Source organism: Streptomyces sp. NPDC051569 (genome assembly GCF_044454085.1).
Taxonomy (GTDB): domain Bacteria; phylum Actinomycetota; class Actinomycetes; order Streptomycetales; family Streptomycetaceae; genus Streptomyces.
In genome coordinates this window covers 416,733-429,137 of sequence record NZ_JBITDJ010000001.1, presented here as the reverse complement: position 1 = coordinate 429,137, position 12,405 = coordinate 416,733, and the positions used below count along the sequence as shown (strand labels likewise).

3 protein-coding genes are annotated in these 12,405 nt (G+C 68.2%); all 3 read right to left on the bottom strand.

All coding sequences use genetic code 11. The features are described from left to right. Positions 1-449: 449 nt before the first annotated feature. A complete protein-coding gene (locus ACIBAE_RS01805) occupies positions 450-944 on the bottom strand; it encodes a DUF2247 family protein (RefSeq protein ID WP_399281765.1) in 495 nt (164 codons plus the stop codon). After that, positions 941-7,828 (bottom strand): RHS repeat-associated core domain-containing protein, encoded by a 6,888-nt coding sequence (locus ACIBAE_RS01800; protein ID WP_399281764.1) that lies wholly within the window; start codon positions 7,826-7,828, stop codon positions 941-943. Before ACIBAE_RS01800 ends, ACIBAE_RS01805 begins: the two co-directional genes overlap by 4 nt. Positions 7,829-7,964: 136 nt before the next feature. Next, on the bottom strand, positions 7,965-12,212 hold the full coding sequence (locus ACIBAE_RS01795) for a LamG domain-containing protein (protein WP_399281763.1): 4,248 nt from the start codon (positions 12,210-12,212) through the stop codon (positions 7,965-7,967). Between the last annotated feature and the right edge of the window lie 193 nt (positions 12,213-12,405).

Below are 12,405 nucleotides of genomic sequence, written 5' to 3'. Positions count from 1 at the left end.
TGTCAGCGCCTCGCAGGACAGACCGATCGGCCCGACCAACCACCCGCACCCTCACCACGTTCCTCCGCAAGGCCGGCCTCCCCCGCATCCGCCTCCTCGGCCTCCTGCACTCGACCGCAACACTCCTCCTGGAAGCAGGGCGTCGAGCGCTTCGTCATCAAGGAACTTCTCGGCCACGCCCACATCGGCGTCACCGCCACCGTCTATGCCCACGTCCGCCTCCGCCTCCAGCGGCAAGCCATCGACACCCTCAGCACCGCCCTTAACGGCCCGTCGATCATCGAGACGGTCAGCCGCGACGGCGGCGGCCCGCCACCCTGCGCCGCCCTTGTCCGCTGACGTTGCCGTCAACTACGGCCGTCACCCACCGCAGAAGCCCCGCCAGGACGCACCTGACGGTGCTTCAGATTTGCTTCAGCGACTTTTCGTCGGCCGCCGCAGAACCTCCATCAACGATTCCTGTAGAAGGCATCCGCAGCCCTAAGGAAAGACTCTAGCCTTTCAGTCATTCCAGGAATCCCAGCCCTGCCCCCAGGGGGAGGCGGCATGTACTTCACGAAGCCCTCTATCTCCTCCGGGTATCCGAAGTCCGCATAGAGTTCCTCAATGATATCGAACAGCTGCTGGCGCGCTGGGACGTTTTCATGCAACCAAGCCATGGAGAGATAGACCCACACAGCAGTGACCTCGGGCGAGTCATCGGCGTTACTAGCTGAAATATCAGGAAGATCCCCGCACCGAACCTCTTCTGGCAGCGCAAGCGCCCACCGCTCCTCTGCCTCCGACAGCTCACCGCCCTCCTGCAGCTTGGCCAGGAGAATCTGCACAGAGGAATGATCGTCCAGCCATCCCCAGCGCCTACCGTAAGCCACTTCCGTGGCCGTTAGGGTCATGCGGCCAGCAATGAAGCTTCCCGGAATCTTAAACCTGGCCATCTCATTCATGGCTTGTTCGGAATTCCATTGATTGTTCCTCCATTTACAAATCTTTGGTGAGTAATTAGGTTCCCGCTTCCACCGCGCTCAACTAGCCACTCGAAGCGTCCAGCCTTCCCGTTCATCTCTCCGGGCATTTGAACCAGCAGTCGCTCCACTCCGTCTCCGCCAACAAGTTGGGTGGTGACACCTTTTTCTGCAATGTCATCAACAACGAAGTCCGCCCCCCTGTGGCCCGCATCTCTCTTAAGTCCGGACCCGTGCCCCTTGGCGTTCTTGATGATTCCCTGTGCTTCTGCGGAGCCAACTCCGCACCATCCGTTGCTGTTGTGAACGAGTACCGGCGTCTCACCAGCGAGCACATAGTACGTGTGGACGCCGTCAACAGTGAGGTCGTGCGTTCGCTGCCGCTTCGTGAAGTGGTCGATCGCCTCCACCTGAGCGGTGGCGCCGGAGGCTGTGCGGAGGTGCTGGCCCGGCTTCAGGTCGCCGGCGTCCACCCAGGCGTGGAGTTCGGGGACCCAGAACGGATGTGTGTCGGTGGCGACGAGGTCGGCCTTACCCATATCCGTGGCCACCGTCAGCCTGGTGAAGTGTTTGTCGGCCTCCGTGGTGATGGTGGCGACAATTCTTCTCTCGCCCGACTCGTCGGAATCGGTGTCGGTCACGACAACCGCGTCACCTATTTCGACAGCCTCGATGGATTTGGTTGTTCCGTCGGCAAGCAGGACCAGCGTCCCCGCCAGAAAGCTGTGCATGCACGACGTCCCGGAAACTCCCCCCTTTGACTTCGAACCAGGTGACTTGGCCCCGCCGTACATGCCTTCCATCAGACCCCCGGCTTGCAGCCAGGCGTTGCGGGTCTCGCACCTCCATGCCGCTTCCCCCTCAGGGCACGGTACGGTCGGCAGATCCGTCTTGGGAGCCGGTTCCTGAACCGGACAGGAACTTGCCACAGCGAATGTGCAGACGCCGTTCGGGGCCGAGTTCTGATAGCGGAGGAAATCAGCGTTCGGAGCGGGGCCGTTCTTGAAGGGTGGTGCGACAACCCCGTTGTTCGACTTGCCAGGGCTGCTCGACTTGCCAGGGCTGCTCGACTTGCCCGGGCTGCTCCACGTGTCTCTGTTCTCCCTGTCCCGTCGTGCCCTCATCGCCGCCTCGGCTGCTGCGGCGGCGCTTTGAGTCAGCCGCGGCGGTCCCGGAATGTGGCCCGGAGTGGTGTTCTCGTGGAGGGGACTGGGCCGGGTCGGGCAGTCGATGAAGGGGCACAGCCCCGTCGGGTCCGCGTCCGTGACCGGGTTGTTGTTGGCGTACGCGTAGCCGTTGATCTGCTGCGGGTTCGTCAGGACCATGATCGGGTCCACGCTGACGAACCGGCCGGTGGAGGGGTCGTACTCGCGCGCGCCCAGGTGTGTCAGACCGGTGGACTTGTCGACCGTGCCGCCGACGAATCCTTCCGTACCCGGCCATGCCGATGGCTGAACGGCTCCGCGTGCCCCGCCGAAGGGGGTCGTACGGCGCTGCTGGAGCCCCAGCGTCGACGCGTCGACGGCCAGCTGGCCCGTGCCCTGATGGTCGGACAGGACGAAGGAGACCTTGTTGTCGTCGGTACGGACGGCCTGGGCGCCGCCGAGGCCGTAATACCGGGTGACCTTCGCCTTGGTCGCGCCCTTGGCGAGGGTGATCTCGCTGCCGCCGAGGTAGAGGGTGGTCTCGGTGTCGGTGCGCTGGATCAGCCGGTTGCCGTCGGGGTCGTACAGGTAGGACGTGGTCTTGCTGCCGCCCTTGCCGTCCGGCTCGGTGACCTTCGCGAGATGGCCCTCGGTATCCCAGACCAGGGTCTGCTTGTCACCGCCGATCGTGCGGGTCTCGGTGTTCCCGGTCGCGTCGTACGTGTAGCTGTCCCGCGCGGTGCTGCTCCCCGGTCCTGCCGTGTCGACCTGGGTCAGCGAGTGCGGCCGGACCGCGCCCGCGCCCGGGTAGGTGTAGGTGTGCTTGACGTTCTTGGACGCGTCGCCACTGGGGTCGTGCACCGTCTCGGTCGCGCGGTTACCGAGGGAGGAACCGTTCGATGCGAGGTCATAGGTGTAGGAGTGCCAGTACGGGGCCGGACCGCCCAGCAGTGACGACGAGGGGGTCTTCGCGCAGGACTGCGTGAACTGCGCCCACGCCTCGGTCAGACGCGACAGGTAGTCGTACGTGAAGCACTGCCCGTCCGTACCGTCACGCGAGGTGTCGGCGATGGACAGGACATTGCCCGCCTCGTCATAGCCGTACGCCGTGGAACGGTCGACACCGGCGAATCCCTCACGGTCGACCCGCGAGGTCGCCAGCCGCTGGGTTCCCCACTGGTAGGTGCTGCTGGCCCAGGTGTGCTTGCCACCGGTGACGGCGAGCTCCAGCTGCTGGGGCTTGCCCGTGTAGCTGTACTTGGTGTCGGTCAGGTAATCGGAGGCGCCCTTCACCGTGAGCGGCCGATGGGTGGCGTCGTAGCCGTACGCGACCGATTCACCCGGCAGCGAGCCCGCGGCGGGGTAGGAGGTCCCGGCCACGGTGCCGTCGAGGTTGTAGCGGTTGTCGTACTGGTACGTGCCGCCGAGCGCGCCCTCCACCGCCGGGACGCTGACAGTGGTGCGGGTCGGCCGGTAGAGGCCGTCGTAGGTGACGACGGTCGTGGTGTAGGCGTTGCCGTTGTCGTTGCGGGTGGTGGAGGTCAGCTGACCCTTGGCCACCGTGTCGTAGGTCCATTTGGCGAGCACCGGGCCGGTCGGGCTGCCGGAACGCAGTTCCGTCTTGCGGCCGATGTCGTCGTAGACGTACGCGTTGGTTCCGCGCGCGTCGGTGATCGAGGTGAGCAAACCGCGGTCGTCGTACTTCGAGGTGGTCGTGCCCTTGTCCGGGTCACGGGTCACCGTCTGGCGGCCGAGCTGGTCGTATTCGTAGGACCACTGGTTGCCCACCGGGTCCGTGACCTGGGAGAGCTCTCCAGCAAGGGCGTACGCATACGTGGTGGTGTCGTGGGCGCCGCTCGGGGAGCCTCCGCGGTACTGCCACAATTCCCTGGTCCGGCCACGCGCGTCGTCGACCGTGGTGGTGGGAACGCCGCCCTTCGGCGGGGTCACCGTGGTGCGGTCGCCGCCGTACTCGGTGAGCGTGGTGGACAGCACCGCGCCGCCGTCACCGTTGCCGGCCACGTCCTTGCGCTGGATCTCACGGCCGAGGCCGTCGTAGCCGAACCAGGTCTGGGTCTCCACGCTCAGCGCGTCGTCGAGCTTCAGCGGCGTCGCGGACGGCGCGGCCGTGTTGAAGTAAGAAGCGAACGACTTCATGGTCAGGCCGCGGTCGTCGTAGAACGTGTCGTTCAGCAGCCGGCCGCCCTCCGGCCCCGGCGACTGGGTCTGCCGCGTCCGCAGGAAACCGTCGTAGATGGTGTACGCGCTCTCCTGACTGCCGTCGTTCCGGACCGTCTTGGTAGTGATCGCCGGAGCCTTGCCTTCCTCGATGAGGTAGGCGTACTCGTAGTTCGGAATCGGGTTGCCGGTCTTGGGGCGGTTCGCGAGCCACACCTTGGTCGCGCGGCCGAGCGCGTCGTACGCGTACTCGGTGGGCCTGTTGGCGGCGTCCAGGGTCGAGAGGGGCAGTCCGCGCACCGGGTCCAGGGTGGTGGTGATCGTCTGAGCGGTGGAGCTGGTACCGGTCTTGGCGGGCGGCCCGGTGACCTTGGTGCCCGTCGGGATGCCGGTGGCCGGCGTGTACACCGTGGTCGTGGCGCGGCCGTCGTCGCGGGCCGTGCGGGTCGGTGTGCCCGAGCCGTTGACCGTGATGTTCGCGGTGAGATCGGTCGTGGTGACCACACGGCCGTAGGTGTCGAAGGTGGTCCCGGACTCCAGATAGGTGGCGGTGGTGCCGTCGTGGCTCTTCAGCGTGGCGCTGAACCGGGCCTCGCCCTTGGTCGGCGTCGCGCCGTAGCCGGTCCCGTCATAGGCCGTGCGGGTGTCGGAGATGACCTGGGTGGCACGCTTCGGCGCCGTCTCGCACTTGACCGCCACGGTCTCGGAGCGGGAGGGCAGCGACAGGAGGTTCGCCGTGGCGTTGTCCACGTACTCGGCGCGCGTGCACCGGTCGTCCCCGCTGTCCGCGACGTCCCCGAGGTCGTTGACCTGCGTCACCCGCCCGGTGGCGTCGTCGTACGTGTGGGACACCGTCGTCCGGCGCCACTTGCCGCCTGCGCCGGCGTCGAGCGAGGTGTAGCTGTCGCTGGACGCGACACCCGTGTGGTTGGCGGTGGCGGTGCCCCAGTCGCGGACGCGGCTCGCGGTCTGATGGAACCAGCCGTGATGGACGTCCTTGACCAGGATCTTCCCGGCCGGAGCGGAGTAGACCTCGGTGCGGTACTCGAAGCCCTGCAGGGCCTCCCAGTCGGTGAGGGTCGCGCCTTCACCGTCGTCCAGGGTGACGGTCTTCGTCCCGCCGGACTTGTTCTTGCGGTCACCCTCCATGCCGCGCAGGTAGTAGTGGTCGGTCTGCGACTTCATCCCCGACGTGCCACCGGCCTGTACCCGCACGTGGCGGTAACCTCGCCACTGCGACCAGGTCTTGTACTTCTCCTTGGTCAGCCCGTCATCGTCGTCGTAGTGCCAGGCCGCGCCGTCCAGGTACGCGTACTGGGTGACCATGTCCGGCGACTGCCGGGTACGGTCCGTCTCCGTCGTCGAGATGACGACATATTTGTTGAACCACTGAAGTGTCGGGTCGGCGGCACCGGAGGCCGTGTAGTACTGCGGGTAGCAGCGGGTGGTGTTCGTCTCCGGGGTGGGCAGGGCGTCCCACGCGCACTCAGCGGCGGAGTAGTTGACGTCGATCTGACCGCCGGACTCGTCGGAGACCGTGGACAGGCGGGCCTTGATGAACGGCGCGGTTCCGTCGCCCTGCTTGTCCAGGCGGTTGGCGTCCTGGCGGTAGTCGAAGGTGACCTTCGGCAGCGTGATGTTCGGGGTGGCGGACTTCCCGGTGTGCTGGATCGAGTCGAGCAGCAGGGCGTAGTCGATGTCCGCCATGCCCCAACGCTGGGCGAGACTCCACGAGTCGGTGTCGGTGTACGTACCGTCGGACTTGAGCGTCTGCGAGGTCACTCCGGTCAGGCGCTTGCGGGTCCAGAACGAGGGTGCGTACTGCCCGGCGCAGTCGGTGTCCGCCTTGCAGTTCTGGTCCCAGGGGGTGTCGTACCAGTAGAACGACTTGGTGTCGATCGTGTCCGCCGCGCAGGTCACGCCCGACTCAGGCAGGCAGCGCTCGGCGGAGGTGAAGTTCACCTTGGCGAGGGGCTTGGCCGAGTAGACGGTGTCGGAACGCAGACCGTACTCGATACGGTCCAGGGTGCCGCCCCGGGTGTACGTGGTGCCGTCGGACGCCTTCAGGTTACGGCTGTAGCGGTTGTTCTCGGCGTCGTAGTAGTAGGCGATCGCGTTCCCGTGCAGGTCCACGACGTAGTCGAGGTTCCAGCGCCAGGCCTGCTGGCACCAGGAGGTGGCGAAGGTGCTCGCGTTGCAGGGCTCGTTCTTGTCGTTACCGTAGACGGGAACCGTCCAGGTGGAGTCGGTGGTCTCCTTGCCGGTGGCCCAGCCGGGCAGCTTGTTGTAGCCGAAGAAGTACTGGGTGCCGTCGGTCGTGGTGACCTTCCAGTACTCCTGGTCGTTGTCGCCGTTGTCCCGGACGTCGGACGCGGATCCGTTCAGCTTCTCGATCCGGGTGCCGTCGTCCTTCTTCAACCGCCACTTGTTGCTTCCGACGGGGATCAGCTCACCGCCGCCGCCGTTGAACGTCAGCGTGGCGTTGTCGTAACCCCAGCACATGTCACCGGGCTTGTTGCCGTTGGTGGTGACGCCGTCGTCCGCGCAGGGCTTGTAGGAGCGCTGGATGTAGCCGGGCCACAGGTCGAAGCCGTCACCGATCCAGGAGGCCTGGTTGTTGGTCGTCGTCGTCCTGCCGTCGATGGAACCGGAGGAGTACGAGATTCCGACCTGCGGCGTCAGACCGCCCGGCACATCGGGCACGGCCATGTCGTACGACCAGGCGAAGTCGCCGGTGTTGTAGTTGGCGTTCCAGGTGGCCGAGGCCGCCAGGCTCGTGGCGGTGTAGTCGCCCTTGGGCCCCTCGGCGGCGGAGATGACCGCGAGCACGGTCGCGGAAGCGGCCGTACGGGAGGCCGCGCCCGGGACGCCCGATACACCCGGAACGCTGACGGCGTCCGCCTCCAGGACCTGGCGCTCGGTGTCGTTGACGGCGGCCACCGGTTCCGCGACCCGGCACGCGTCGACGTCAGGTGTCGTCAGCGCGCAGGCCGGCAGGGTCACCAGTCGCAGACGCGACCCGTAACCGCCGCCGTACGCCTCGGCGAACCGGCTGTAGTCCACGTCCAGGCCCACGTCGCCCGCCGTGGCGACCTTATCGGTGCGCTCCACGGTGAAGAGCATTCCGTCGACCCCGGCCCGCCGGGCCGTCTTCCGGTCCAGGACCCGCACCTGGGCGGCGGTGAGCTGCCGCCCGGCACCGGCCTGCTTCTTCGCGGCCGTCGCTCCGTCGCCCGCGAGCCGCAGGGAGACGGGCAGGTCGCCCGCGCGCTGCCGCGCGGGCTTGCCCTCGGAAGTCGTCCGTGTGGTCGGCACGGTCACGGTCACGGTGCCCGGCGCCGGCCACGCGGCCCTCGGGTCACCCTGCGGAACGACGGGTGCGGAGGTGTGCTCGCGCGGAGACACCGTGCCGTCATGACCCGTTACCGGCTTGCCCTGCTTGACGCCGGGCCGGCCCGTGCTCGGGTCGGCGGCCGTGGCCGTCCCCATCTCCACGGTCTGTACGACCGTGGCCACGAGCACCGCCGACAATCCCAGTGCCACCCGCTTACGGGCCCGTCTCCACCGCTGCCTGTTCACCGCTGCCCCGCCCCTTGCTCTGCCATGTGCCTGATTCCGGTCCTGGTCCTGCCGCTGTACGCGGCCCCGGTCGTGCCGGGGCCGCCTCTCGTACCGCTGTTCAGTAGCCGGGCACCACCGTGGGCAGGTCGGCGGCGCCGACCGCCAGACGCTGGACCTGGTCCTGGCTCAGCGCTCCCTGGAAGGCCCAGACGTCGTCGATCGACCCGGACCAGTTGCCGCCCCACGTGCCCGCCGTCTTCGCGCGGCCGATCTGGAGGGTCTTGGTGGCGTTGAAGGCCGCCACGTCGGAGGCCCAGGACACGTTGTTCACGCACCCGCCCTCGCCGGTCGAGCCGTCGTCGCAGACGATCTGCTCCAGCTGGCCGTTGACGTACAGCTTCATCTCGTTCTCGAACGAGTCGTGGACCAGTGCCAGGTGGTTCCAGCCTCCGGCGCCCCAGTCGTCGAACATCGAACTCGACGCGCTCGACACCGCCGCGCCTGCCGTGTCCGCCTTCGGCATCTCGATACGCCAGCCGGCGGGCACCTTCGAGGTCCCGGGGTCGTACGCGACCTTGAACGCGCTGTTCACGGCGCCCTCCTGGCTGAGCACGGTGCCGGCCTTCTCGGGCCGCCCGGACGGAGCGAGCGCCCAGGCGCTGACCGTGAAGCTCTGGCTGGTGTCGATCGGTACGGAGTCGGTGGTCGCGTAGTCGTTCTCGCCGTCCAGTTCGAGCGCGCCGGAGTCGACCCAGCCGCCGCCTATCGCGGCGCCGTTGTAGAGGGTCACCGGCCGGTTGCCGGTCGAGGCGTCCGGGGACGTGATGGGCGCCTTCGACGCGAAGTCCAGCTGCCAGCGGCCCTTGACCACCGGGCGCTGCGCGAAGAGATCCTTCACCTCGACGTCGGAGATGACCCGGTCGTACACGCGGGCGTCGTCCAGGTCGCCCTTGAAGAAGCCGCCGACGCCGGTCGGGTAGGGGGCCGCGCCGAGGGTGAGGGGGCCGGTCGCGTTCCACCGCCCGGTGAAGGGCTGGGTGGAACGCAGGACACCGTTGACGTAGAGACGGATCTGGTTCGCGTCCATGTCGTGGACGCCGACGATGTGCGCCCACTCACCGAATCCGCCGGCCGCGCAGTTGGTGCTCGCGGGACACGCCGCGTAGGTGGCACGGGCGATGGACGCGGTCGAGCTGTCCTCCGCCGCCCGCATGAAGACCCAGCCGCCCAGCGCCGAGGAGTGGTAGAGCTCGAATCCGCTCTGTGCCTTGCCACCCTGGGCGGCGATGGTCATCGCCTTGTCCGCCTTGTCCTTGGGCAGACGCGCCCAGAGGGAGACGGAGAAGCTCTGGTAGGTGTCGAGGACGGACTGCCCGGTCTGTGCGTACGCGTTGGTGCCGTTGAGGTTGAGGGAGGTGCCCTGCGCTCCGGCGCCGCCGAGGGTGGCGCCGCCGTTCAGGGTCGCGGTCACCTGCTGGCCGTATCCGGTGACGGTGGTGGCGGAGGTGTCCTCGTCCATCGACCACACCGCCTTGGCCGGGCGGCCTGTGATGACCGGCTTCTTGCTGTTCAGCGTGGTCACCTGGGCGTCGGTGACCGGGTAGTCGAGGAGTTGCACCTCGTCCAGGTCACCGGCGAAGTAGCCACCCGGCTTGCCGAGCAGGTGACTGGCGCCGAGGTGCACGGAACGGCGGGCGTCCCAGGCGTCGGCGGAGCCGTAGGCGGTGGTGGCGACGAGCTTGCCGTCGACGTACAGCCTGATCTGGTTGGTCACCTTGTCGTAGACGCCCACGAGGTGGGTCCACTGGCTGACCCGCGCCTTGGCGCAGGCGGTGTCTCCGGTGGGGCAGGCCGGCTGGGTGGCACGGACCGTGCTGGCTCCCGTCGCCGTGTCCGCGGTCTGCCGCAGGAAGGACCAGCCGCCGAGCGCGGCGGAGTAGTAGATCTCCAGGCCGTGGTTGTTGTTGCCCGCCTGGGCGACGGCGGTCATCGCCCGCCCCTGGTCGGTGCCGGGCAGCTTGGCCCACAGCGACACGGAGAAACTCTTCGAGGTGTCCAGGACCGGGGAGACGGTCACCGCTTCGCCGCTGACACCGTCCAGGTGCAGGCCGGAGCCGGAGACTCCTTCGCCGCCGGCGCTCGCTCCGCCGGACAGGGTCGCGGGCCAGCCGCCGCCCTGTCCGCTGACGGCGGTGGACCCCGCCGGCTCGTCCAGGTTCAGGGAGAGCCGGTCGGGCTGGCCGGCCCGTACGCGGAAGTAGTACGTGGCGATGCCGCCGCCGTTGCCGGCGGCGTCGAACGCCTGCGCCGTGATGAAGTTGACGCCGGGCTTGGTCGGCATGAAGGTCATCGTCTTCGCGCCGCCACCGGAGGTGGTCAGCGTGCGCGCGCTGGACGGGTTGGCGTTGATGCCGAACCAGTACTTCGTCACATCGGTCTGCGCCGAGCTGATCGTGAAGGTGCCGTAGCGGCCCACCCCGTCGTGCCAGGGGTCGCTCGGGTCCTCGGCGGAAGACTTCGGATACTCGGCCGAGGTGATCGAGGGCGCGGCGGGCACGGAGGTGTCGTAGACCATGGAGCAGTCGGTCGCGGAGCCTTCGTACGACCACGGGGACCACTGGGCGCCGTCGTAGGAGCGCACGTGCCAGCCGATGGCCACGTTCTTGGTGATGCTGGACGGCATGGTGACCGAGAAGTCCGAACCCGACTTCTTGAACGTCGACTGCGACGACGTCCAGCGTACGATGCGGCCCTTGCCGTCACCCGAGTCCCAGGTGCCCTGGAACTGCACCGCGACGGTGTCGCCGTCCGGGTCGGTGACGGCGTTCGCGCGGAGCGTCGGCAGGATCCGTACCCGCCGTGTCGTCGAGGAGCAGGAGCCGCCGGGGTCCTGGCTCAGCTGCGACATCTTGATCTGCGCGGGCGGCTTGTTGTACTGGACGCGGAGGTAGGCGTCGTCGGAGAAGCGCTTCCACGCGAAGCGGTCGGTCTCACTCTTGGCCCGCAGTCCGAACGTGGTCGTGGACCAGCCGTTGGCCGCGGCCTGCTGGACCGCGCGCAGCGCCCAGAACTCGACGTCACCGCCGGGGCAGCTGCTGCCGTAGCCCTTGGCCTCGGACCGGGTCTGCAGGAGATCCACCCAGAAACCGTCCGCGAGCTGGGAGTTCCAGGTCGTGGTCTTGGAGATGCCCTTGGTACGCCACAGCTGCACGTCGGTCTTGTCGCAGCTGTAGGAGTGTGTCTCCTTCACCACGAACTCGGCGGACAGGATCGACTTGCCGGAGAACTGGGAGGTGGGGACGGAGTAGAAGAGGCGCTTGGTGTCCTCGGGTGCGCAGCGCACGTCGCCCGCGCAGTAGCCCATGCCCGCGTCCTTGTCGCCGTTGAACCGCCACTGCGGTGACGACGCCCAGTAGCGCGAGGCCATGGTCCAGTTCGAGGCCTTCGGCGAGTACCACTGCGGGTCGATGTAGACCGGGTACGTGGCGCTCTTGAGCAGGTCCTGGTCCGGGGTGAGCACGATCTCGTCGCGGCCGGCGGGGATGTCGACACCGATCGGGGCGACCTTCGCGGACTCGGCCGGAGCGCTCGGGGCGTCCTCCCCGGTACGGGCGGCGGTCGTACGCGACGCGGTATCAGTACCGGTGCCCGTGCTGGAGTCCCACATCAGCGGCTGCTGTGCTTCGAAGACCGGGCCGCCGGAGCCCGAGTCGGTCGCGACGAGGCCCCCGTCGGAGGTCTCCCGCACCGCGAGGCCGTCGGTGTCCATCGCCATGCGCAGCGTGGCGAGTCTCGGGTCGGCGCCCGCCTGGGGCGTCTTGACCACCAGGATCTGCGAGATGCCGTCCACGTCGGCGCGGACCTGGAGGTCCACGTCGGGCAGGACCGAGGGGTAGGTGGCGGTGGATCCGCCGATCACCGGCCGGGGCAGGGTGGTCGGCCAGGACAGGGAGAGTTCGCGTCCCGCGCGCTCCAGCGTGATCAGCGGGGCCTTGTCGCCCCCACCGGAGAAGGCCATCCCCACCGACGCCACCGCCGGGGACAGGGACCCGTCGGGCAGCTTGCGCAGCGAGGTGTCGATGTCCCGCCAGTCGCCGTTCACCCGGGTGCGGACAGGGCGGAGGTGCTGCACCGACTCCAGGCGACCGTTCGCCTTGGCGAAGACCTCGCTCGTCTCGCTGCGGAGCGCGGTGACCTCGACGTCCTTGCCGGTGCGCCTGGCCTCGGCCAGCGCCGCCTCCTCCGAGCCCGCGGCGGGCGCGGTGCCGGTGTCGCCCGCCGCGCTGTCGGCCGGTGCGCTGTCGGCCGGTGTGATCCCGGCGGGCGGGACGGCCGCGGCGGGCGCCCCTCCCAGCAGACCCGTCACCAGCAGCGCGCTGACGAGCCCCCCCAGACCCCGCGCGGCCGGACCTCGACGTAGCCGTCGCCTCACAGCACTCCCCACCCTCAAATTCCCCACAGGTCCCACAGGTCCCACACGTCGCGAGACAACACGGAACCTAAGGAGAGAGGGCGGGCGCGTCCAGGATGTTCTTTCCGGGCAAATGGTTGCCTGCGGC